Source organism: Stenotrophomonas sp. (assembly GCF_036662295.1).
In the GTDB taxonomy this organism is placed as follows: Bacteria; Pseudomonadota; Gammaproteobacteria; order Xanthomonadales; family Xanthomonadaceae; genus Stenotrophomonas.
Window position 1 is genome coordinate 1 of record NZ_JAVWXA010000061.1, and the last position, 23318, is coordinate 23318.

The following is a 23318-nucleotide window of genomic DNA, read 5'->3' on the forward strand; positions in this document are numbered from 1 at the left end:
GCCGAGGAGCGCGCGGCGCGCTGACCGCCGTGCCCGCACCGGGCTAGCCGTCGGTGCCGCCGCGGGTGGACACCAGCCGGAGGAAGGCCTCGTTCTGGTAGCGGCTCATGCGTAGCTGCTGGCCGGTGTCCAGGGTGATCACGTGGTGGCCGTTGAACCAGGGGTGGATGGCCTTGACCCGGCGCACGTTGACGATCGCCGAGCGGTGCACGCGGGCGAAATGGCGCGGGTCCAGCCGGGCGGCGAGGGTGGCCATGGTCTCGCGCAGCTCGTGCACGCGATCGACCAGGTGGATCTCCACGTTGTTGCGCGCGGCCTTGATCCACACGATGTCCTCCACCGCGACCAGCACCACGTGCTCGTCCACCCGCACCGGCAGGCGTTGCAGGTAAGCCTCGCGCTGGCGCAGCGCATCCAGCGCCTGCAGCAGCTGCGCCGATGCCGGCGCGCCCGCCCCGGCGGCCGCCGACAGCCGCTGTTTGGCGCGTTGCAACGTGGCGGCGAAACGCTCGCGGCTGAAGGGTTTGACCAGGTAATCCACCGCGTTGGCCTCGAACGCCTTGACCGCGTATTGCTCGTAGGCGGTGACGAAGATGGTGGCGGGCATGCGTTCGGCGCCGATGGTGGCGACCACGTCCATGCCGTTGATTGCCGGCATCTGGATGTCCAGGAATACCAGGTCCGGCGACTGGTTGCGGATGGCGGCCACCGCCGAGACGCCATCGCCACACTCGCCGACGACCTTGATGTCCGGATCGTCGCGCAGCAGTCGCACGATCGCGTGGCGCGCGATCGGTTCATCGTCCACCACCATCGCAGTGAGGCTCATGCCGGCGACAACCCCGGGATGAACTCAGGTGCATCATCGGTGCTTTCCAAGGCACGGAACGGCAGGCGGATGCGGCACACCACGCCCTCGGGCCAGATCATGTCCAGCCGGACCTCGGCGGCCTCGCCGTAGAGCTCCTGCAGGCGCAGGCGGGTGTTGGCCATGCCGATGCCGTGGCCGGCGGCGGTGGGCTCGGCCGAGAGCGCGCTGTTGCGGTTGCGCACCTCGATGCACAGCGCATCGCCGTCGCGCCGGGCCTCGATCTCGATGGTGTCGCTGCCCACGCGCTGGCCGATGCCGTGGCGCAGCGCGTTCTCCACCAGCGGCTGCAGGATCAGGCTGGGCACGGCGCAGTCCAGCGTGTCCGGGGCGATGTAGGTGCGGGTGGTGAGGCGGTCCTTGAAGCGCACGCGCTGGATGCCCAGGTACAGCTCGATCAGGTCCAGCTCCTGGCGCAGGCTGATTTCCTGCCCGTCGTAATCCTCCAGGAAGGCGCGCAGCAACTCGCTCAGGCGCAGCAGCATGTCTTCGGCCGACAGCTTGTCCTCGTCGAGCAGGGTGATGATGGCGTGCAGCGTGTTGAACAGGAAATGCGGCTGCAGCTGCGACTTCAGCGCCAGCAACCGCGATTGCGCCAGCTCGGTGGCCAGCTGGCTGGCCTCCAGCTCGCGGCGGGCCTTCTCGGCATGGAAATACAGGGCCTGCTGGATCGCAAACAGCGTCCAGTAGGTGAGCAGGCCGATGGCGAAGTGCTGCTCCAGGAAATAGCCCAGCTGCTCGGCAAACCCGCTGGGCTCGAACAGGGTGGAGACCAGCGCGCCGAGCACCATCGCCGCCAAGGTGACGCCCACGCTGGCCAGCACCTGTGCGCCGAGGCCGTGGAAGCGCTGGCTGCCGCGCACGGGATGGCGCTCGGCAAGCCGGAACACCAGCGGGGCCAGCGCGGCCCAGCTGTACCACTGGATGAGCGACCAGCGGACCAGGTCCCAGAGCGGCCAGTGCGTGCGCGGCAGGCCGACATTGATCGAGCTCTGCATGGCGAACACGAGCGCCACCAGCGTCCACAGGGCGAGATAGCGTGACAGGCGGATCTGGGTGCTGCCGAGGCGGATGTTCATTGCGGAATCCCGGGCCAGGCAGGGCTGGCGAGGCCCATCTTAGGCAGGCCCCGCGCGTGCGGGAAGCGCCATGGCGGCCGGTTACGATTGGCCCGCGCGTGACGACGATTGGTCCCGGATCGATTGCCGCCGCCACGTGCGGGGCGCGTGATGCAGGCGCCGGCGGGCACCCTCGTGGACCCGGCCGGCCTTCCTTCCTGCGCTGGAGCACCCGCCATGTCCCCGATCCGAATCGCCGTTGTCGCCCTGCTGTTGACTGCCACCGCGGCCCACGCCGCCGAGCGCGTGCGCTACCTGGACCTGGTCAACCGCGCCCATGACCGCGTCACCGCGGTGGCCGTGGCGCCTGCGGGCAGCGGCGCCTTCCAGGCCAAGGACATCGACGCAGTGCCTGGCGGTGGCGGCGCCACCACGGTGGGCATCGCCGATGCTGGCTGCCGCTACGACCTGCAGGTGCAGTTCGGCAACGGCCGCAGCGCGCTCTACCCCAACGTGGATGTGTGCCGCGGCGGCAGGCTGGTGATCAGCGCCATGCCCAGGGACGCGCGGTATGCGCGGCAGGCGGCGCAGCCGGTGCGTCAGCTCGCCGGGGAGGCGGCTCGACCGCGCTGATCCGCCCGCTTCCCGGCAGCGCGTCGCCGCCTCGGTGCGCTGGGATCACCCGCGCGTCGGCGCCTTGGCCTGCGTGCGCCACCCGGTCCAGAGGTGCCACGCGCACAGGTAGATCGCCAGCGCGATGCCGGGGATGACCACCAGCGACATCCCGAAGCCCACCGGCACCTGCCAGGCCACCGCCAGGACCGTGCCCAGCAGCGGCCACCGCCAATGCACCGGATAGCCACGGATCCAGGCAATGTTCATCCACGCCAGGATGGCCCATGCGGTGATGCTCGCGCCCAGCGCGAGCATTACCAGCGTCTCGCTCGCGCTCGTCGGCTCCCTGGCGAGAACGCGGTTGACCAGGAGCATGGGGGCGATCGACGCGAAGAAGCCATGCAGGAACAGGCCGGGCAGGCACAGCAGCCAGACCGCGATGGACAGGCCGATCTTCAGCATCCGCCAGGGCGGACCGGAGCGCGTGCTGCGGGCGTCGGATGCGCGGCGATCCGCCGCAGCGGCCACACCTGCGGGTGCCACGCCTTCGCTCGGCAATGCAGGCATCGCGTCCGCCGGGGGCGGCGCCGGATCGGGCGCAAGCGGCTGGCCGTCGGCGCCGTATTCTTCGTTCTCGTCACCCAGCACGCGCGCGTCCAGCGCCTGTGCGATCTGGTACATCTTGCGCAGCAGGGCCGGATCGGGGTTCTTGGCGACCACGCGGTGCTGCTGGTGCCACAGCCCCATCCGGGTGCCTGGCTGCGGCACCCACCACGCATCGCCCGGATCGGCGTCGGGACGGGTTTCCAGCTGGAGTTCCGGATCCTGCGCGATATGGTCCAGCCATTCCTGCAGGGTCAGGCTCGGCCCTGCTTCGTCGAACCACTGCGCGCGCCGCGTGATGTGGATGTCATAGCCCATTGCCCGTTCCCTGGTGCCGTTGCGTTGTTCCGTCGGCCGCCAGTGTAAGGCGTGGTCAGCGCGATGGATCGGCAGGGGCGGCCGCATCGGCCTCGGCGCGGAACTGGATGACCTTGTCCAGGGTGAAGCCGGGCAGCATCTGCTGCAGGTCGGCGAGCATGCGTTGCCGCGACTGTTCGGCGCTGTCGGCCGGAAGGCCGGCGGCCAGTGCGCGCAGGTAGGTGTCCTGGGCGACCGCCTGCAAGGCCGCGTCGCAATAGGAGGCCGCGGCGGTGGCGATCTCGGTGGCGCTGGCACGGCTGCGGAAGTGTTGCTGGGCATAGCCGAAGTGGCAATCCAGCAGCGCGGTCATCAACCGGTCCGGCGCCTGCGCGGTGGGCGCCGGCGCGGCCGTGGCCAGGGCCAGGGCCGGGACGAGCAGCGCCAGCGAGAGCGGCAGGACAGTGCGGAGAAGGGCAGACATGTAGGGCCTTGGCAGGAACGGGCGGCGCATCGCTCAGCGCGCGGGCATCGGCTCGACCGGGGCATGCGCGGCCATCAGTTCGGCCACCCAGTCGATGAACACCCGCAGCTTGACGCTCACGTGGCGGTTGGGCGGAAACGCAACATACAGCGGCATCGGGGCCACGCGCCAGTCGTCGAACACGCGGACCAGTTCGCCCCGCTGCAGGTGCGCGGCGGCCATGTAGTCGGGTAGCCACAGCAGCCCCAGTCCGGCCACGCCGGCCGCCAGGTAGGCGTTGCCGTCGTCGAGCGCGAGCCGATGCCGGCCCTGCACGGTGAGGTGCTCCTCGCCGCGCTGCAGGGTGTAGGGCAGCACGGTGCCGCTGCGCGCGCGCAGGTAGCCGACCACGCGATGGTGGCCCTCGGCCAGCACGCGCGGATGCTCGGGGATGCCGGCGTGTTGCAGGTAGCTCGGCGCGGCGTAGATCCCGGCCTGCAGGTCGCCGATGCGACGCGCCACCAGCGAGGGATCGGTGATCGGGCCGCCGCGCACGACCGCGTCCACGTTTTCGCCGATCAGGTCGACGGTGCGGTCGCTCACGCCCAGGTCCAGCTGGATGTCGGGGTAGCGGGCCAGGAAGCCGGGCAGCGCCGGTACCAGCAACAGGCGCGCCAATGGCGTGGGCACGTCGATGCGCAGCCGCCCGCGTGGCAGGGCGGCGGCGCTGGACAGGCTGGTATCGGCATCGTCCATATCGGCCAGCAGGCGCACCACGCGCTCGTAGTAGGCCGCCCCGTCGGCGGTGACGTTGACCTGGCGGGTGGTGCGGTTGAGCAGGCGCACCCGCAGCCGTGCCTCCAGCTGTTGCACCAGCTGGGTGACGGTGGTCCTGCTCATGTGCAGGGTGCGGGCGGCGCGGGTGAAGCTGCCGGTCTCCACCACGCGGGCAAAGGCCTGCATTGCGTCGAACCTGTCCATGGGGGCGCCTGTGTGGGTGATTGTTTGGATTCTACAAACAGTGATGGCCAGCCGCCGTCGTTTATCCGTGGCCAGGCGGCCGCTACCGTGACCGCATCCCCAACCAACGGGCCGCTGGCCCTGGAGAAACACGATGGCAACCCGTGACGTGGTCTTTCCGCCGGGCCGGCAGGCCCTGTACGAGCGCAACCGCTATTCGCCGGCGGTGCGCGCCGATGGCTTCCTGTTCGTTTCGGGGCAGGTGGGCAGCCGCGAGGACGGTTCGCCCGAACCGGTGCTGGAGGACCAGGTGCGCCGCGCGTTCGAGAACCTCAACGCGGTGCTCGGCGCGGCCGGCTGCCGCTTTGACGACGTGGTCGATGTCACCGTGTTCCTGGTCAACCCCGAGGCGATCTTCGAGCGGGTCTGGGCCATCGTGCCCGAGTACTGGGGCACCGCGCCGTACCCGACCCTGACCGGGATCGGGGTGACCTGGCTGTATGGGTTCGACGTGGAGATCAAGGTGATTGCGAAGCTGCCGGCCGGTGACGCCCACTGACGCCGTGCACCGTGGTGTCGACGGTGCGCGCGGCACATCGCTCAGGCCAGCCGGGACAGCTGCAGGCGCGTGATGCGCCGCCGCTCCATGCCCAGCACCTGCAGCCGGTAGCCTTCGTGATCGACCGCGTCGCCCGCCACGGGCATGCGGTCCAGGCGATGCAGGACCAGGCCGGCCAGCGTCTGGTAATGCCCGCTGCGCGGAAACACGATCGCCGCCAGGCGCTGCAGGTCGTCCAGGGTGAGGGCGCCGTCGGCGTCCCATTGGCCATCGCCCGTGGACTGGATGCCGTAGCGGTCGTCCTGGGTGTCGGCCAGGTCGCCGGCGATGGCGGCCAGCAGGTCGTTGGCGGTGACCAGGCCTTCGACGCTGCCGTACTCGTCCACGGCCACCGCCAGCGGCACCGGATGCTGGCGGATGATTTCCAGCGCCTGCAGCACGCTGGCGCTGGAACTTACATAGGCCGGTGCGCGCAGGTTGGCCTGCAGCTGCAACGGCTTGCCCTGCAGCACATCCACCAGCAGGTCGCGGCTCTGCACGATGCCCAGCACCTGGTCCAGGTCGCCGTTGCCGACCAGCATGCGGGTGTGCGGCGTGGCGACCAGGCGGTCCACCGCGTGCGCATCGCCCCGGTGGAGGTCGATCCATTCCAGGTCCGCGCGCACCGTCATCACGCTGGCCACCGGGCGGTCGGCCAAGCCCAGCACGCTGCGGATCATGTCCTGTTCGGCCGGTGCCAGGCGTTCCTCGTCGGCGTGCGCGTCGTGCCCGGCCGGGTCGTCGTCGTGCCGGCGCGGGTGGGCACCGAGCAGGCGCAGGACCGCATCGGCGGTGCGCTGGCGGAACGGCAGGCGTTGCTGGTCGCGCTCGCGGTTGAAGCGCACCCACTGGTTGAAGGCTTCCACCAGCACCGAGAAGGCGATGGCCGCGTACAGATAGCCCTTGGGAATCTTGAAGCCCAGTCCCTCGGCGACCAGGCTGAAACCGATCATCAGCAGGAAGCCCAGGCACAGCACCACCACGGTGGGGTGGCGGTTGACGAAGCGGGTGAGCGGCTTGCTGGCCAGCATCATCACCGCCATGGCGATGGTGACCGCGGCGTACATCACGCCCAGCTGGTCCACCATGCCCACCGCGGTGATCACCGAATCCAGCGAGAACACCGCATCGAGCACCACGATCTGCGCCACCACGGTGGCAAAGCCGGCATAGACGCGGTTGCCGTCGGCCTCATGGGCGCGTCCCTCCAGGCGTTCGTGCAGCTCCATGGTGCCCTTGAACAGCAGGAACAGGCCGCCGCCGAGCAGGATCAGGTCGCGGCCGGAGAAGCTGTGCGCGAACAGGCTGAGCAGCGGCTCGGTGAGCTTCATGATCCAGGCCAGCGCGGCCAGCAGCACCAGCCGCATCAGCAGCGCCAGGCCCAGCCCGATCAACCGCGCGCGGTCGCGCTGGTGCGGGGGCAGTTTGTCGGCCAGGATCGCGATGAAGACCAGGTTGTCGATGCCCAGCACGATTTCGAGCACCACCAGTGTTGCAAGCCCCAGCCATATCGAGGGGTCAGCCAGCCATTCCATCGTTGCTCACAGTTGTTTGAAAAGGGGCAGGGACGCGTGCTCAGTCGAGCGCGTCGGGGTGCGGCGCGGCCGGGTCGTGGCCGAGCAGGTCGCCGGGTTGGCAGTCCAGCTCGCGGCAGATCGCATCCAGGGTGGAGAAGCGGATCGCGCGCGCCTTGCCGGTCTTGAGGATGGACAGGTTGGCCAGGGTGATGTCGATGCGCGCGGCCAGTTCGGACAAGGTCATGCCGCGCTTGAGCAGCATCTGGTCCAGGGTGATGACCACCGCCATCAGACCAGGCCGTCGAGGTCGTCGCGCATGGCCGCGCCCACGGCGAACACGCGGGCCATCACGAACAGCATCAGCACCGCGATCAGGCCGGTGATGGACATGCCGCCGCCCACTTCCAGCCAGGCAAAGCCGGGGCCCATCCAGCTGGCGTGCAGGCCGATCAGGATCGACAACCCCTCCATGCCCAGCATCAGCCAGGCCATCCGCCGCAGGCGCAGCGCATGGCCGTGGGCGAAGGGATGGCCCACGTGCACCGCACGCACGAAGCGCTGCAGGTGGCGCAGGAACACCAGCCTGGTGGCCAGCAACAGCAGGATGCCGGCCACGCCCAGGGCGAAGTGCGCGAACAGGTGCGACTGCTGCGCCTGGGTGGCGCTGACCTGGGCGGCCTGCAGCAGCCAGCTGCGATCGAAATACACCACCGGCAGCGCACACAGCGCGGCCAGGATGCCCAGCCAGCAGGCGCCCATCACCGCGACCAGCGCGGTGCGGGTGAAATGCACGATGTCGCCCGAGGCGGGCGGGTGTTGGGGGGTGCCGGTCACGCGGTCTCCAGGAAAAACGCGGATCGCCGTGATCCACCTGTTTATTGATAAACGATAAGGCGAGGTCTGTCCAGCGGCCCGCCTGGCGCGCGTGGGCGGCGGCGGCCTTCACGCAGCGGCGCGGCGCGCTTGCCGATAGTGGGGCGTCCCTTCGGCTTCCCCCGCATCCTTCATGCCCCTGATTCCCGAGCGCGTCAGACGCTGGCCCCGGCCATGGCGCGTGGCGCTGTTTTCGCTGCTGGTGCTTTACGCGCTGTACCTGGTGGCCGGCAACGTGTTCCTCAACACGCCGCTGTTCGACGCGGTGACCAACCGCAAGCCGGAGAAATTCAGCATGCAGACCGGTGCGGCGCTGACCCTGCTGCCCGGCCATGCGGTGGTCTGGGACATCCGCATGCGCGGCCAGGCCAACCGCACCGTGTATGTGTTCCGCGCCGACCGTGCCAGTGCGTGGATCGACCTGGTGGCGCTGTTCCGGCGTGAGGTGCGCATCCCCCGCATCGATGCCAGCGGCGTGGAGTCGGAAGTGGAGCGCGTGGAGAAGGCGATCCCGCCGCCGCCGCGCGGCGACCGTGGCTGGACCCTGCGCTTTGATGCCATCCACAGCGATTCCATCCGCAGCGGGCGCTTCGGCAAGCTGTTCGTGCAGGGCCAGGGCCACGGCACGGTGGGGTTCCTGAAGCAGTTGAAGGGCGGCCCGTCGGAGCTGTTCGATTCCAATGCCGGCTTCGAGCAGGCCACGGTCACCTTCGATGGCATCAAGGTGCTCGACGATGCGCACCTGGCGGCACGCTTCCACTTTCCGCGCCACTATCGTGACCAGGCCCCGGGGCTGCGCAAGTTCGAGATCACCTACGCGCAGCTGCAGATCGATGCGCGCAGCCAGGCGCTGGAGATCGACACCGGCGGGCCGCACGTGAAAGTGGGCAGTGCGCCGGCCAATGCACGGCTCAACGCCGATGTGGTGCTGGACAACGGCGCGCTGCAGCCGGGCAGCCGGGTGGTCTGGCGGGTGCCGGTGCATGCCGGGGTGGACGCCGATGACCGCGGCCTGCTGTCGCTGCAGCTGGACGTGGCGCAGGACATGCGCGTGCAGGCGCGGCTGCCGCGCGACCCTGAAACCGGCAGCGAGCTGCATGCCGACCTGCGCGTGACCGGGCGCAGGATTCCATTCCGTGCGCCGGCCGAGCTGCTGCCGCGGTTGTCCGGGCAGGTGCAGGGGGCGTGGAAGTTCGAGTCACTCAACTGGATCGCCGATCTGTTCGTGCGCAAGCCGTGGTTCCACCTCGATGGTGGCGGCCTGCTCAAGGGCGACCTGAAGATCGTCGATGGCCAACTGGCGCCGGGCAGCACGCTGGATATCCCGCAGGTGGCGGCGGTGGCCGACGTGGCCGGGGTGCGCCTGCGCGGGGAGGCCAATGCAACGGGCCGCATCGTGGCCGGCGGCCCGGCACAGGCGCAGCTGGACGTCCGCATTCCGCATTTCCAGGCCGCACCCACGGCCTCGCCCAAGGCGGTGCTGTTCGATGGTCGTGACATGGCGCTGGACCTGCGCGGCGATGCGCGCCTGCAACAGTTGCGCGAGGGCATGCGCGCGCAGCTGCGTTTCAAGGATGCGCGGGTGCCGGACCTGACCGCCTACAACCGTTACCTGGGCGGGGACACCGTGCGCCTGCTGGGCGGCACCGGCCTGCTCAGCGGCGAGGTGGAGATGGATTCGGCCGGGCGGGTCGGCACCGGGCGCGCCGACCTGCGCGGCCGCGGCGCCCAGCTGCAGGTGGCCGGGATGGCACTGCGCGGTGACGCGCAGCTGCAGGCGCGGGTGACGCGTGCCGACTTCAATGCCAGACAGTTCGACCTGGCCGGCACCACGGTGGACCTGCGCAACATCCGCGTGGGCGAGGCAGCCGGGACCAGCAACTGGTGGGGCACGGTGGCGTTGCGCAAGGGCCGGATCGATGCGGCCGCGCCATTCCAGGTCAATGCGCAGGCCGATCTGCGCCTGCGCGATGCCGGCCCGTTGCTGGGCGTGTTTGCCGAGCGCAGTGCGTACCCGCGCTGGGTGCTGGGGCTGCTGGATGCCGGCGAGGTGCAGGCCAGCGGCCAGTTGCGCTGGCGCAGCGGCGAGCTGTGGGTGGACGACCTGCAGGCCGAGAACGAGCGCCTGTCGCTGCGTGCGCGGCTGGACCTGGCCAAGGCCCGGCGGCGCGGCAACCTCTACCTGCGCTGGGGCGTGCTGGGTGCCGGTATCGACATGGACGGACCACAGCGCAAGTGGCACCTGGCCGGTGCGCGTGAGTGGTACGACCAGCAACCGCGGGTGTTGCCACCCGCCGGCTCGGCACCGTAGTCCGGGGCGCTGCGCGGCCACGCCTGGCGTGGCGGTCGCGGCAGCGGGATCAGGCGGTGCGGCAAGGCCGTGAGGCGATGGTTGCCGTGGGTGCCGCCTCCGGGGGCGTCGCGGCGACGGTCCCGTTATCGGGCAGGGGCGCGATGGCCGGGCCGGCGGCTTCGGCGGGGGCGGCCAACTGCCGGGCGAGGGCCGCGTTGGTGATGTGGCCTTGCAGGAACAACAAGTCGGCGTAGATGCTCACAGGCGTGTCTCCACTTGAGTGGCCTTGACGATAGGCGCAGGATGCGGGGGTAAAAAGCGACATTTCCGCAACCTGGCCTTGAATGGAATTCAAGTCGACATGAGCCGCATCCCCTTGCAGGCGCTGCAGAATTTCGTCACCGCCGCACGCCTGGGCAACCTGACGCGCGCGGCGGAGACGTTGAACCTGACCGTCAGCGCACTCAGCCACCAGATGCGCCAGCTTGAGCAGCGCCTGGGCTACCCGGTGCTGCTGCGCCAGCCGCGCGGGGTGGCGGTCACCGCCGAAGGGCAGCGCCTGCTCGAGCAGGTCGGCCCGCACCTGGATGCGATCGGACAGGCGGTGCAGCCTTTCGCCGCGCGCCACGACCGGGTGCTGACGGTGAGCGCGCTGCCGTCGATGGCCTCCAACTGGCTGGTGCCACGGCTGGGCTCGTTCGTGGCCGCCCATCCACAGATCGAGTTCAATCTGGAATCCAGCGAGCGGCTCACCGATTTCGAGCGCCAGTTACAGGTCGATGCCGCGCTGCGCGTGGGGGCCGGGCAATGGCCGGGCCTGCAGGCCGAGCCGCTGTTCGATGAGTGGTTGATGCCGATGGCCAGCCCGTCGCTGGTGGAACGGATGGGCGGGGTGGACGGCCGGCCGTTGTCGCAGTGGCCGCTGCTGGGCGATCCGGATGGCGAATGGCATCGCTGGTTCGCCCTGGTGGGCGATACGCCGCCGAGCCGCTACGTGGCCATGCTCAACGACTCCGAATCGCACCATCGTGCCGCCCTGGATGGGTTCGGGGTGGCGCTGGGGCGGGTGACGCGGGCCCGGTTGCTGCTCGACTCGGGGCAGCTGGTGGCGTTGTCACCGCAGCGGCTGAAGACGCGCTGGTCGCATTGGCTGGTGTATCCGCCCCGTTCGGCCACGCACCAGGGCTTCCTGGCCTTCCGGGCGTGGCTGCAGGGGCAGGCCCGCGAACATGACCTGCATATGCGCCTGCTGGGGTAGCGCGGCGCGCGCGCTGCTCTCAGGACAGGGATGCGGGCCCCGGAGTAGGCCAGTAGTGGCTGTCCGGGGTGGTGCGTGCGCCGAAGATCGCCTGGCCGACGCGGACCACGGTGGCCCCTTCCTCGATGGCGATCTCGACATCACCGGACATGCCCATCGACAGCGCGTCCGGCTGACGCCGGCGGGCAGGGTGGGGCCCAGGCGATCACGCAGCTCGCGCAGGCGCACGAAACACGGGCGCACCTGGTCTGGATCCGGCGAGAACAGGGCCAGGGTCATCAGGCCGCGCACGCGCAGGCGGGTGAAGGCGGGCAGCTGCTGCACGAAGTCGGCCACCGCGATCGGGTCCAGCCCGTACTTGCTGGCCTCCCCGGACGTGTTGACCTGCACGAACACGTCCAGCGTGCGCTGTTCCAGCGTGAGCCGTCGGTCCAGGGCCTCGGCCACGCGCAGGCTGTCCAGCGCCTGGAACTCGCTGGCAAAGCGCGCCACCTCGCGCGCCTTGTTGGTCTGCAGGTGGCCGATCACCGACCAGCGGATGCCCAGGTCGGCCATGGCCTCGGCCTTGCCCTGGGCTTCCTGCACCTTGTTCTCGCCCAATTCGTGGCAGCCGGCCTGCCAGGCCAGCCGCAGCCGCGCTTCGTCCACGGTCTTGCTGACCGGCAGCAGGCGCACGCTGGCGGGATCGCGGCCGGCGCGGGTGCAGGCGCGCGCGATGCGTTCGCGCACGGCCGCCAGGTTGTGGCCGATGTCCTCGGCGGTGGTGGCCTGCGGCCAGTCGGGGCGTGCGATGGGCATGACGGACTCCGGAAACGCGAGCGACAGGGTGGCATACCCGCCGCCCGTGCCGGTAGCGCCGGCGTCAGGGCGCGGCGGGTGCGCTCGGACGGACGTAGTGCGACTGGCCGTTGTCGCCGACGAAGATCAGCTCCGGCTTGCCCTGCCAGGAGGTGAGCATGGCACCGGTGCTGTTCTGGTGCTTGATCACCAGGGTGGCGCCGCGATCGGGATTGGCGGTGACCTTGAACACTTCGGTGGTGCCGCTGGCATCGTCGAGGGTGAGCATGGCTTCGTCGCCGACATCGGCGGTGCCGTAGCCGCCGCGTTCGGAGCCGTCGGCACCGAGCAGGATCAGGCCGGACAACGGCGAGGCACGCGGCCCCTGCGAGACGCCCTTGCTCATGGGGTCGGGCACGGGCGCGCCGAGGATCACCCGGGCCTGGCCGCTGGCATCCTGGATGACCAGCCCGCGTGCGGTGATCACCCGGTCCGTGGCCTGGCTCTGGTGCAGGCGCAGGGCCGTCCAGCCGGACACGCCCAGGGCAAGGCTGGAGACGATCAGGGTGGTGACGATGAGTGCGCGGGACACGGGCGGCTCCAGATCCTTGGAAGGCAGCGACAATAGCGGAAGGGGCAATTGCGACGCCAGTCGGGAAAGTCTGTATTTGCCGCTATCGTGAAGTAGATCACGCGCTGTAGCCGGTCCCGTGGCGCGCGCACGCGGCAGTGCGGTGCAGTACGGCGCCGGTTGTGGCAGGCGCGCGGGCGTCAGTGGAAATCACGGCTGTGGGTGCGCACGCCTTCGATCAGCGCGTCGATGTTGTGCATCTGGCGCACGATCAGATGCTGCACGCCGTCCACGCGTTCCAGCCGGCCATCGATCTGCATCATGCGCGCCTCGACCAGCACGCGGTGCTGACGATCGGCGATCTTGCGCCAGACCACGGCATTGACCATGCCGCACTCGTCTTCCAGGGTGAGGAAGGTGACCCCGCTGGCGGTCTGCGGGCGCTGGCGCATGCGCACCAGCCCGGCAAAGCGCACGTTGCGCCCGTGCGGCACGGCGGCCAGTTCGTCCGAGCGCTGGCAGCGGCGCTGGCGCAGCTGCGCCCGCACGAAGGACACCATGTGCCGGCCCAGCGTGGTGCCGGTGCTGTTGTAGTCGGCCTGCATGTCCTCGAAGGCGCTGGGCAGGGGCAGCGGTACGCTGGCCTCCACGGTGGCGCGCGCGGTGTCGAACAACGGCAGCGGCTTCTCCACGCCCGAGACCTCCCAACGCGCGCGATGGCGATGCCCGCTCAGGCCTTTCAGCGCGCCGGCGTCGGCGAGCAGGCCCTGGTGGCGGCGGTCGAGCCGGGCGCGCTGGCTGAGGTCGGCCACGCTCTCGAACGGCTGCCGCGCCCGGGCCTGGACCAGCGCGGTGGCCACGTCTTCGCTGAAGCCATCGACCAGGCGCAGGCCCAGCCGGATGCCGAACGGGCGGCCGGGCGTGGCCGGCGGCAGCAGGGTGCAGTCCCATGCGCTGTGGCGCACATCCACCGGCAGCACCGGCACGCCGTGGCGGCGCGCATCCTGCAGGATCTGGTCGGGGGTGTAGAAGCCCAGCGGCTGGCTGTTGATGAGGCTGGCGGCGAAGGCGGAGGGATGGTGGCATTTGAGCCAGCAGCTCACGTAGGTGATCAGCGCGAAGCTGGCCGCGTGGCTTTCCGGGAAACCGTAACTGCCAAAGCCCTTGATCTGTTCGAACAGGCGCTCGCCGTATTCGCGGCTGTGGCCGTGGGCGGCCATGCCCGCGAGCAGGCGGTCGCGGTGTGGCTCCAGGCCGCCATGGCGCTTCCAGGCGGCCATCGAGCGGCGCAGCGCATCGGCCTCGCCGGCAGTGAAACCGGCCGCGGCCACCGCCAGCTGCATCACCTGTTCCTGGAACAGCGGCACACCAAGGGTGCGCTTGAACACCTTCTCCAGCGCGGGCGGGTAGTCGATTTCCTCGATGCCTTCTTCCTTGAGTTTCTTCCGCCGGTTCAGATAGGGGTGCACCATGTCGCCCTGGATCGGGCCGGGGCGCACGATCGCCACTTCGATCACCAGGTCGTAGAAACAGCGCGGCTGCATGCGCGGCAGCATGGCCATCTGCGCGCGTGATTCGATCTGGAAAACGCCCAGGGTGTCGGCACGGCAGATCATGTCGTAGGTGGGGCCATCGCCAGGCGGGATATCGGCCATGCCCATCTTCGGCGCACCCTGCGCGTGCAGCAGGGCCAGGCATTTGCGCACGGCGGTGAGCATGCCCAGCGCCAGGCAGTCCACCTTCATCAGCCCGGTGGCGTCCAGGTCGTCCTTGTCCCACTGGATCACGGTGCGGTCGGCCATGGCCGCGTTTTCCACCGGCACCAGGGTGGACAGCGGGTGTTCGGAAATCACGAAACCACCGGGATGCTGGGACAGGTGGCGCGGAAAATCGACCAGTTCGGCGGTGAGCGCCACCACCCGCCGCATGAGCGGGGTGTCCGGGTCGAAACCGCGCTCGCGCAGCGCCTCCGGCAGCGGTTCGTGGCTGCTCCAGCGATCCAGGCAGGCGGCCAGTTCGTTGACCTGGTCCGGCGGCAGGCCCAGCACGCGGGCCACGTCGCGCACCGCGCTGCGGCCACGGTAGCTGATGGCCACGGCGGTGAGCGCGGCGCGTTCGCGGCCATAGCGGTTGAACACGTACTGCAGCACTTCCTCGCGGCGTTCGTGTTCGAAATCGATGTCGATGTCCGGCGGCTCGTCGCGTTCGGCGGAGATGAAACGCTCGAACAGCAGTTCCATCTCGCTGGGATCGATCTCGGTCACGCCCAGCACGTAGCACACCGAGGAATTGGCCGCCGAGCCACGGCCCTGGCAGAGGATCTGCTGGCCCCGCGCGAAGCGCACGATGTCGTGCACGGTGAGGAAGTAGGACTCGTACTGTTTGGTGTGGATCAGCGCCAGCTCGTGTTCGATCTGCGTGCGCTGTTTGGCCGTTGCGCCTTGCTTCCAGCGCCACTGCATGCCTTCCTCCACCAGCGTGCGCAACCAGCTGGCCGGGTCGTGGCCGGCCGGGACCAGCTCGCGCGGGTAGGTGTATTGCAGCTGCTTGAGGTTGAAGTGGCAGCGCTCGGCGATACGCACGGTTTCGGCCAGCAACCCGGGGGGGTACAGCGCGGCCAGCGCCTGGCGGGTGCGCAGGTGGCGCTCGCCGTTGGCAAACAGCCGCCAGCCGGCCTCGGTGAGGGTGCAGTGGTGGCGGATCGCGGTGAGGGTGTCCTGCAGGGCACGGCGGCGGCGCACGTGCATGTGCACATCGCCACAGGCCACCAGCGGGATGCGGTGGGCCTGGCCGAAGTGCTGCAAGGCGGCCAGGCGCGCATCGTCGTCGGCCTCGCGGTGCAGTTCCACCGCCAGCCACAGGCGCTGGGCAAAGCGGGCCTGCAACCAGGCGGCGGTGGTCGCATCGGGGCGGTGGTCCAGCCACAGGCACAGCAGGCCGGGCGGCAGGGCATCGAAGTCCTCGCGCAGGCAACGGTACTGGCCCTTGGGTGCACGCCGGCGGCAGGTGGTGATCAGCTGGCACAGGCCGGCATAGGCGGCCTGGTCGGTGCACAGCAGGACCAGCTTGGGGCCGTCTTCAAGCTGGAACTCGGCGCCGGTGATCAGCGCCAGGTCGTGCTTCTTGGCCGCCTGCCAGGCGCGCACGATGCCCGCCAGCGAGCATTCGTCGGTGATCGCCAGCGCGCGGTAGCCCTGGCCCTTGGCCCGTGCGAACAGTTCCTCGGCGATCGAGGCGCCGCGCTGGAAGCTGAAAGCCGACAGGCAATGCAGCTCGGCGTAATCGGGCAGGGCCGCGCTCATGCGAACCAGCCGTGCAGCATCCACGGGCCACCGCGCCCATCGGCGCTGGTATAGGCCCAGCCGCGCTGGCCGTGGCCGGTTTCCACCACGTAGTAGTCGCGGCGGATATCGCCTTCATCCCACCAGCCCGATTCGATCCGTTCCGGCCCGGACAGGATGCGCAGGTGCGGGTCGAGCAGCGGCTGCGGGCGCGGCAGCAACCAGCCCGGGCGCAGCGGCAGGCGCGGCGGCGGGCCTTTGGGGGCGCCGTGGGCATCGCCGCTGGCGCGCTCGGGGCGGTGTTCGGCACGCAGCCCCAGGCCCTGCACGGCGTCATCGCCGAGCCGCGCACGCAGGCGCTCGCGGACCTGTTCCCATGGCATGGCCTGCTGCGGGCGCGGGTCGAACAGGTCGCGTGCGGCCGGCACGAACGGGGGCAGGTGCTCGGCCTGCAGGCGCAGGCCGCGGCTGCCGGCCGGCAGCTGCAGGTGGTCCACCCGGTTGCGGGCCAGCTCGAACAACATCGCCGGGTCGCGCTCGGGGGCGAGCAGGCCGATGGCCAGGCAGGTGTCCGGATGCTGGTCGTGTTCGAACCACAGCTGGAACCGTTGCACGCCGCCATCGCGCGAACACAGGAACGCGGCCAGGTCGCCGGTGAGGCGGCGCAGCGGGAACAGCAGGGCCTGGGTGGATTCGATTTCGTACTCGAACTCGATGCGCGCGTCGAAGCGGTCCGGCGGCTGGTAATAGGGCAGCAGCGGGGTGCTGATGCCGCGCAGTGCATCCAGGTGGGCCAGCACCTGCGGCGGGAAGCGCCGGGCCAGGCTGTCGCGGGGCAACTGGAAGGCCGCGCCCAGCGTGCGCAGCCCCGAGCGTGCCAGCACCGTGACCGCCTCGGCCGGCAGGCCGCTGTGCTCGATCGGCACGTGCGCCAGGGTGGGTTCCAGCTGGGCCGCGTCCACGCCCAGCCGTGCATGCACGCGGGTGAGCACCCACGCCGCATGCGGATTGGGCGCGGCCACCAGCCGATGGCGGAAGCCGAGCTCCTTCAGGCCATCGCAGAGGCGTTTTTCGATCGTGGGCCAATCGCCGAACAGGGCACGGCTGGCGCCGATCTCCAGCGCCAGCGCATGCGGGAAGGCCAGGCTGACCTGCGAGCTGATGCCGTACAGCCAACTGGCCAGCAACTGCCGGGTGGCCTGCTCGGCGCGGGGGTCGTACTCGACGGCGAGCATGTCGCGGGTGAGGGCCTGGGCGGCGGACAGCAGCATGCCGCGGCGCAGGCCCCGTTGCCGGGCCGCGGGACTGACCGCGTGCAGGATGCGGCGCTGCGCCGGGCCAGCGAGCAATACCAGCGGCACGCCGGGGTCCGGCTGCTGGCGCAGCGCGGCATCCAGGGCCAGTTGGGGCAGCAGCAGGCAGGCCCAGTGCATGGCGGCGGCTCAGTGCGCCCGCGCAAGCGGCAAGGGGTGTGCCGGGGCCATGCCGCCGCGGCACTTGAGCACGCGGACCTGCCCGCCTTCCAGTTGCAGGCGCAGCGGTGCCGGGGAACTGTTGCGCGCCTGGCGCAGGTCGCGGAAGGCGAAGCCCAGGCATTGGCCGGTTTCGGCCGCCACCTGCAGCCGGCGCAGCGCGCGGTCATCGGCCTGCTGCGGCCAGCACAGCACGGCCGCGCAGGCGCCCGAGCGCAGGCATTGTTCGGCCGCCCACAGTGCATCGCGTGGGGCTGCCTGGACCACCTGCACCTGGTCCAGGGCCAGCCCGGCACCGGCCCAGCCCGGGGCATGCGGCAGGTAAGGCGGGGCGATCAGCACCAGGGTCTGCTGCTGCCGGCTCAACCGCGCCAGGGTGGGCCAGACCAGCGCCAGTTCGCCTTGCCCCGGCACCGCCAGCAGCACCTCCGACAACGCCGCCGGCGGCCAGCCACCGCCCGGCAGGCGCGCATCGAGTGCCGGGTGCCCGGTGGGCTGGCTGGCGCTGCCCGTGGCCGTGGCACGGGGGCGGCCGCGCCAGACCTGGCGGGTTTCCAGCAGTTGGTCCAGGGCCACGACCGCGCCCATCAGCGGCTCTCCCGGGTGGGCAGGGGCGGACGGGCCGGGGCGGCAGGACGGGGCATGGCGGGAAGTATCGGCAGGGGCGGTGTCAGGGGCTGAGACGACAATCCTACGCGCAATTAGTAAAAATGCTAACGATGTTGGGAGGGGGTAGAGCCACCCCATGGGTGGCTGGCGGGGTCATGGTGTCGGGGCGGAAGGCAGCCACCCATGGGGTGGCTCTACCCTCCTCGCGGGGCATGGGGTCGAGGCGAAGACAGCCACCCATGGGGTGGCGCTACCTTGGCGGGCGCGTCTTTGCCCATGTGGCCAGGGCCAGCACCGAGACGGTGGCGCCGGCGGCGCAGACGCCGCGCCAGCCGTGGGTGGCATACAGCGTGGGGCCGAGGAGGGCGCCCAGGCCGCTGCCGGCGGCATAGAAGAGCATGTAGGCGGCGATCACCTGCGCCTGGGCCTGCGGGGCGGCGGCCAGGATCAGGCTCTGGTTGGTGACGTGCAGCGCCTGCACGGCCAGGTCGAGCAGCAGCACGCCCAGCACCAGCCAGCCCAGGTGCTGGGGCAGGGCCGCCAGCGGCGCCCAGCCCAGCAGCAACAGCAGCAGCGCCGCGCCGCTCACGCGTTCGGCGTGGCCCTGGTCGCTCCATTGCCCGCTGCGTGAAGCGGCCAGCGCGCCGAGCAGGCCGACCAGCGCGAATGCGCCGATCGCGGTGTGGCTCAGGGCCTGCGGTGGCGCGCTCAGCGGCAGGGCCATCGTGCTCCAGAACAGGCCGAAGGCCATGAACAACAGCAGCCCGAGCACGCCCCGCCGGCGCAGCACCGGTTGCTGGCGCAGCAACGCGGGCAGGGACAGGCGGGCGGCAGCGATCGGCACCGGCAGGCGCGGCAGGCCCCGCCACAGCACCGCGCCGCTGACCAGCATGGCGCCGGCCGAGAACAGGTAGACCGCCCGCCAGCCGCCGAGGTCGGCCACCGCACCGGCCACCACCCGCGCCAGCAACAGGCCGATCACCACCCCGGCCTGGGCCGCACCGACCACGCGCCCGCGCTCGGCAGGATCGGCCGCGGCGGCGGCATAGGCGATCAGGCCCTGGGTCATCGCGGTGCCCAGCAGGCCCACCGCGAGCATGCCCAGCAGCAGTGTGCCGGCGCTGCCCGCCACGGCCACGCCGAGCAGGGCCAGCACCAGCGCGGCGTTCTGCGTGGCCATCAAGCGCCGCCGTTCGAGCCGGTCACCCAGCGGCACCAGCCACAGCAGGGCCAGCACCGAGCCGAGCTGGGTGGCGGCGATCACCGCGCCGATCCGTGCGGTGCCGATGTGCAGATCGGCGGCCAGGGCATCCAGCAGCGGCTGGGCGTAGTAGACGTTGGCCACGCTGAGCCCGGCGGCGCAGGCGAACAGCAACAACAAGGGGGTGGCGGTACGGGACAGCGGAGCAACCTGGGACATCGCTTGGTCTCAAAATAGAACCAATTGATTCTGGGTTATTTGGTTCTAAAATAAAACCACTTACGGAGGTGCCCAATGCCCCACGACCCCAACGCCACCTGCCCGGTGGCCCGTGCGCTGGATCTGATCGGCGATCGCTGGTCCCTGCTGATCGTGCGCGATGCCTTTGATGGGGTTCACCGGTTCAGCGATTTCCAGCGCAGCCTGGGCATGTCGCGCAGCATGCTCAGCCAGCGCCTGCAGGCCCTGCAGGATGCTGGCGTGCTCGCCCAGCAGCCGGCGGCCGATGGCAGCCGGTACCACGACTACGTGCTGACACCCAAGGGGCAGGCGTTGTTCGCGCTGGTGGTGGCGTTGCGGCAGTGGGGTGAGGATTTCCTGTTCGCAGAACATGAACCACGCTCGCAGCTGCTCACGCTCGCCGACGGCCAGCCGCTGGCGCCGTTGCTGCCGCAGGACCGGGAAGGGCGCGTGCTGGCGGCCTCGGCGACACACGTGGTCAGGCCCGCCGTGCAGTGATCGGGGTTGCCCTGCGCCGTCCAAACTGAACACGCTGTTGACAGCGATGAACAGGGTGAACGACTCTTCACCGGATGGGTGCCGGCTGCGGCGCCCACCGGGCAGGGCGGCTGTATCGACGGGCGGAGGGGCCTGGTCGTAGCTGCACTGCCTGCCAGTACTCGATACCGGCCTGCAAGGCGCCGGCATCCGCCATCTTGGCGCTGCACCCTTCTGCGGCACGACTCCCTGGATTTTTTGCGCAAGCAAAGGTGTTTCGCCCGCTTATGAAAACGATTACAAAGCCATTGGCCCTGACGGCCGCCATCACCCTTTCGCTGGCTGCTTCGGCCTGGGCCGCGCCGGCCGCCGCCCCGGGCGGCAGTGATGCCTTCACCGTGCTCAGCCTGGACCAGGCGCCCAAGTGGCTGGATGCCAAGGACGTGGCGGCCCAGTTGCAGGCCATGCAGGTGGACGCGCTGACCATCGGCAACGTGCACCGTGAAGCGGACACCAGCGGCAGCAGCCACGTGCCGGATCCGCTGGAAGCGCTGGCCGACCAGCTCGGTTACCGCTACCGCTTCGTCAGTGCCGACCCGGCCTCGGCCGAACGCCGTGGCAGCATCGTGATCTCGCGCCTGCCGGTGGAAGCCGAGTCGGGTATCGAAGCCCCGGGCATGCATTACCTGCGCTTGAACGACGGCCGCCACGTGGTGGCGCTGTACACCCAGACCGCCGCCGCCGATGGCGCGCGTCTGCAGCAGCTCATCGATGCCTCGCGCGTGGGCGCGCCGGCGGTGCTGCTGGGCGCAGGCGATACGGCGGTGACCGGCTTCCAGGCCAGCACCAAGGTGGCCCAGTCCAACGGCTTCCAGTCGGCGGCCAGCAAGGCGGTCAACCTGCGCCTCGATGCCAACAGCCCGACCATCGCCGGCCAGCTGCTGACCCTGGGCTATGCCGCCCCGGTCGGTGGTGATACGCCCTGGATGGACACCTCGCTCAACGCCGATGCACGCGCCCGCTTGATCGTGGCGAAGATGACCGACGATGAGAAGTTCCAGATGCTGCACAGCTACTTCGGGCTGGGCAAGGACGGTGGTCCGCTGCCGGAAGGCGCGGTCGGTTCGGCTGGTTTCGTGCCGGGCGTGGCGCGGCTGGGCATCCCCTCGCAGCAGTCGGCCGATGCCGGCGTGGGCGTGACCAACCCGGGCGGCATCCGCAAGGGCGACCATGCCACCGCCATGCCGTCCGGTCCGTCCACCGCCTCCAGCTGGAACCCGGAGGTCGCCTTTGCAGGCGGCGCCACCATGGGCCGCGAAGCCTGGCAGCAGCGCTTCAACATCCTGCTGGCCGGCAGCGTCAACCTGCAGCGCGATCCGCGCAACGGCCGCAACTTCGAATACGCCGGCGAAGACCCGCTGCTGGCCGGTCGCCTGGTGGGCGAATCGATCCGCGGCGTGCAGAGCCAGCACGTGGTCTCCACGATGAAGCATTTCGCGCTCAACGACATGGAAACCGCGCGCAATTTCCACAGCGCGCAGATCGGCGAGCAGGCCATGCGCGAGTCGGACCTGCTGGCGTTCGAGATCGCCCTGGACATCGGCAAGCCCGGCTCGGTGATGTGCTCCTACAACCGCATCAACGGCATCTACGGCTGCGAACACGATTACCTGATGAACCAGGTGCTCAAGCAGGAGTGGAAGTTCCCCGGTTTCGTGATGTCCGACTGGGGCGGCGTGCACAGCGGCTCCAAGGCGGCGCTGGCCGGCCTGGACCAGCAGTCGGCCGGTGAGGTGTTCGACAAGGCGGTGTACTTCGACGAACCGCTGCGCCTGGCCGTCAATGGCGGCGTGGTGCCGCGTGCGCGCCTGGACGACATGGTCGCGCGCATCCTGCGTGCGATGTTCGCCAACGGCAATTTCGACCTGCCGCCGCAGCACCAGCCGATCGACGACGCGGCCGGTTTCGCCGCCGCGCAGCGCACGGTGGAAGAGGGCAGCGTGCTGCTGCGCAATGCCGACAACGTGCTGCCGCTGGGCAAGGACGTGCAGCGCATCGTCATCATCGGCGGGCATGCCGACAAGGGCGTGATCGGCGGCGGTGGTTCCTCGATGGTGGGCTGGACGGCAAAGGGCACCAACGCGGTGCCGGGCGTGCTGCCGACCACCTGGCCGGGCCCGGTGATCTTCCACCCGTCCTCGCCGCTGGAGGCCCTGCGCGCCGAGCGTCCCGATGCCGAGATCACCTACGTGGATGGCCGCAACGTGGCCGCGGCCGCGCGCGCGGCCGCGGCAGCCGACGTGGCCATCGTGTTCGCCACGCAGTGGTCGGCCGAGTCGGTCGACCTGCCGCACATGAAGCTGCCCGACAACCAGGACGCACTGATCGCCGGGGTGGCCAAGGCCAACCCGAAGACCGTGGTGGTGCTGGAAACCAACGGCCCGGTCGAGCTGCCGTGGCTGCAGCAGGTGCCGGCGGTGCTGCAGGCGTGGTACCCGGGCATCCGCGGCGGCGAAGGCATCGCCGCGCTGCTGACCGGCAAGGTCAATCCGTCCGGCCGCCTGCCGGTGACCTGGCCGGTGGATGCCAGCCAGCTGCCGCGACCGGAAGTGAACGGCCTGGGCTTCAATCCCAAGCACAAGCCCGATGACACCATCGACTACGACATCGAAGGCGCCAACGTCGGCTACAAGTGGTTTGCCGCCAAGGGGCTGACGCCGCAGTTCGCGTTCGGGCATGGCCTGTCCTACACCACCTTCGCCTATGACAACCTGAGCGCCACCGCGATGGGCCAGCGCCTGTCGGTCACCGTGGACGTGCGCAATACCGGCAAGGTGGCCGGTGCGGACGTGGCCCAGCTGTACCTGAAGATGCCCGAAGGCAGCGCGACGCCGATCCGCCTGATCGGTTTCCAGAAGGTCACCCTGCAGCCGGGCGAGTCGCGCCGGATCCGCATCGAGGCCGAGCCCAAGACGCTGGCCAGCTTCGACACGGCCGCCAAGCAGTGGAAGATCGCCGAAGGCCGCTACGAACTGCAGGTGTCGCGCTCGGCCAACGAGCCGCTGCAGACCACCCCGTTCGTGTTGGACGAACAGGTCGTGCGCTGACGCAGGCGTACCGACCGACGGTCGGTATCTACCGGGTGCCACGACCATTGGCCGTGGCACCCCGTGGGCAGGGGTGCCCGGCCCTGATTCAACCGGTCAGCTGCTGGCGCAGGTGCGCCAGCAGCAGCTGAACCCGGCGCGAGGGCTGCGCCGCATTGGGCAACACCGCCTACACGCCCT

20 protein-coding genes and 1 pseudogene are annotated in these 23318 nt (G+C 70.2%); 6 read left to right on the forward strand and 15 right to left on the reverse strand.

The genetic code is table 11. The features are described 5' to 3' along the window. Positions 1-43 precede the first annotated feature (43 nt). Together RSA25_RS12620 and RSA25_RS12625 are read right to left on the reverse strand one after the other, a co-directional pair. Positions 44-829 (reverse strand): LytTR family DNA-binding domain-containing protein, encoded by a 786-nt coding sequence (locus RSA25_RS12620; RefSeq protein ID WP_332809213.1) that lies wholly within the window; start codon positions 827-829, stop codon positions 44-46. Then, positions 826-1947, reverse strand: a complete 1122-nt coding sequence (locus RSA25_RS12625; protein ID WP_332809214.1) for a histidine kinase — start codon at positions 1945-1947, stop codon at positions 826-828. The genes RSA25_RS12620 and RSA25_RS12625 overlap by 4 nt, the downstream gene beginning before the upstream one ends. 216 nt (positions 1948-2163) lie before the next feature. On the opposite strand from RSA25_RS12625, the gene RSA25_RS12630 reads away from it, so the two are divergent. Next, positions 2164-2559: a hypothetical protein gene (locus RSA25_RS12630; protein WP_332809215.1), complete on the forward strand. Its 396-nt coding sequence runs from the start codon at positions 2164-2166 to the stop codon at positions 2557-2559. Positions 2560-2604: 45 nt separating this feature from the next. On the opposite strand, the gene RSA25_RS12635 is transcribed toward RSA25_RS12630, so the two are convergent. Genes RSA25_RS12635 through RSA25_RS12645 form a run of 3 tightly spaced genes read right to left on the reverse strand, consistent with a single transcriptional unit; the run spans position 2605 to position 4885 of the window. Beyond that, the gene (locus RSA25_RS12635; RefSeq protein WP_332809216.1) at positions 2605-3462 is read right to left on the reverse strand and encodes a hypothetical protein; all 858 of its coding nucleotides are present in this window, start codon (positions 3460-3462) and stop codon (positions 2605-2607) included. A gap of 55 nt (positions 3463-3517) precedes the next feature. After that, entirely contained in the window at positions 3518-3925 is a 408-nt protein-coding gene (locus RSA25_RS12640; RefSeq protein WP_332809217.1) for a hypothetical protein, read from the reverse strand. A 33-nt stretch (positions 3926-3958) separates the two neighbouring features. Beyond that, positions 3959-4885: a LysR family transcriptional regulator gene (locus tag RSA25_RS12645; RefSeq protein ID WP_332809218.1), complete on the reverse strand. Its 927-nt coding sequence runs from the start codon at positions 4883-4885 to the stop codon at positions 3959-3961. Positions 4886-5018: 133 nt separating this feature from the next. On the opposite strand from RSA25_RS12645, the gene RSA25_RS12650 reads away from it, so the two are divergent. Beyond that, a complete protein-coding gene (locus RSA25_RS12650; RefSeq protein WP_332809219.1) occupies positions 5019-5423 on the forward strand; it encodes a RidA family protein in 405 nt (134 codons plus the stop codon). Between the two features lie 41 nt (positions 5424-5464). On the opposite strand, the gene RSA25_RS12655 is transcribed toward RSA25_RS12650, so the two are convergent. The 3 genes from RSA25_RS12655 to RSA25_RS12665 are packed head-to-tail and all read right to left on the reverse strand — an operon-like array spanning position 5465 to position 7738. Continuing rightward, on the reverse strand, positions 5465-6997 hold the full coding sequence (locus RSA25_RS12655; protein WP_332809220.1) for a TerC family protein: 1533 nt from the start codon (positions 6995-6997) through the stop codon (positions 5465-5467). Positions 6998-7037: 40 nt separating this feature from the next. Continuing rightward, positions 7038-7268 (reverse strand): helix-turn-helix transcriptional regulator, encoded by a 231-nt coding sequence (locus tag RSA25_RS12660; RefSeq protein ID WP_332809221.1) that lies wholly within the window; start codon positions 7266-7268, stop codon positions 7038-7040. Beyond that, positions 7268-7738, reverse strand: coding sequence for a DUF2975 domain-containing protein (locus RSA25_RS12665; protein WP_332809232.1), 471 nt, complete (start codon positions 7736-7738; stop codon positions 7268-7270). The genes RSA25_RS12660 and RSA25_RS12665 overlap by 1 nt, the downstream gene beginning before the upstream one ends. Positions 7739-7985: 247 nt before the next feature. On the opposite strand from RSA25_RS12665, the gene RSA25_RS12670 reads away from it, so the two are divergent. Continuing rightward, entirely contained in the window at positions 7986-10163 is a 2178-nt protein-coding gene (locus RSA25_RS12670) for a hypothetical protein (RefSeq protein WP_332809222.1), read from the forward strand. 49 nt (positions 10164-10212) lie between these two features. Here RSA25_RS12670 and RSA25_RS12675 read toward each other — a convergent pair whose 3' ends face one another. Beyond that, on the reverse strand, positions 10213-10407 hold the full coding sequence (locus tag RSA25_RS12675; protein ID WP_332809223.1) for a hypothetical protein: 195 nt from the start codon (positions 10405-10407) through the stop codon (positions 10213-10215). 99 nt (positions 10408-10506) lie between these two features. Here RSA25_RS12675 and RSA25_RS12680 point away from each other — a divergent pair, with 99 nt between their 5' ends. Then, on the forward strand, positions 10507-11403 hold the full coding sequence (locus RSA25_RS12680) for a LysR substrate-binding domain-containing protein (RefSeq protein ID WP_332809224.1): 897 nt from the start codon (positions 10507-10509) through the stop codon (positions 11401-11403). Positions 11404-11422: 19 nt separating this feature from the next. Here RSA25_RS12680 and RSA25_RS12685 read toward each other — a convergent pair. From RSA25_RS12685 to RSA25_RS12710, 6 genes and pseudogenes are all read right to left on the reverse strand, one after another. After that, positions 11423-12201: pseudogene (locus RSA25_RS12685) on the reverse strand (YggS family pyridoxal phosphate-dependent enzyme). Between the two features lie 64 nt (positions 12202-12265). Next, the gene (locus RSA25_RS12690) at positions 12266-12772 is read right to left on the reverse strand and encodes a hypothetical protein (RefSeq protein WP_332809225.1); all 507 of its coding nucleotides are present in this window, start codon (positions 12770-12772) and stop codon (positions 12266-12268) included. A 179-nt stretch (positions 12773-12951) separates the two neighbouring features. Further along, a complete protein-coding gene (locus RSA25_RS12695) occupies positions 12952-16053 on the reverse strand; it encodes an error-prone DNA polymerase (protein ID WP_332809226.1) in 3102 nt (1033 codons plus the stop codon). Further along, a complete protein-coding gene (locus RSA25_RS12700) occupies positions 16050-17465 on the reverse strand; it encodes a DNA polymerase Y family protein (RefSeq protein WP_332809227.1) in 1416 nt (471 codons plus the stop codon). Before RSA25_RS12700 ends, RSA25_RS12695 begins: the two co-directional genes overlap by 4 nt. 9 nt (positions 17466-17474) lie before the next feature. Then, positions 17475-18092, reverse strand: coding sequence for a translesion DNA synthesis-associated protein ImuA (gene imuA / locus RSA25_RS12705; RefSeq protein ID WP_332809228.1), 618 nt, complete (start codon positions 18090-18092; stop codon positions 17475-17477). Between the two features lie 271 nt (positions 18093-18363). Next, complete coding sequence (locus RSA25_RS12710; protein WP_332809229.1) at positions 18364-19533, reverse strand: MFS transporter; 1170 nt, start codon at positions 19531-19533, stop codon at positions 18364-18366. A gap of 75 nt (positions 19534-19608) precedes the next feature. Here RSA25_RS12710 and RSA25_RS12715 point away from each other — a divergent pair, with 75 nt between their 5' ends. Both RSA25_RS12715 and RSA25_RS12720 read left to right on the forward strand, forming a co-directional pair. Beyond that, complete coding sequence (locus tag RSA25_RS12715) at positions 19609-20052, forward strand: helix-turn-helix domain-containing protein (protein ID WP_332809230.1); 444 nt, start codon at positions 19609-19611, stop codon at positions 20050-20052. Between the two features lie 266 nt (positions 20053-20318). Next, positions 20319-23138 carry a glycoside hydrolase family 3 C-terminal domain-containing protein gene (locus RSA25_RS12720; RefSeq protein WP_332809231.1) on the forward strand — a complete coding sequence of 940 codons (2820 nt, stop codon included), beginning with the start codon at positions 20319-20321 and terminating at the stop codon, positions 23136-23138. Positions 23139-23318: the final 180 nt, after the last annotated feature.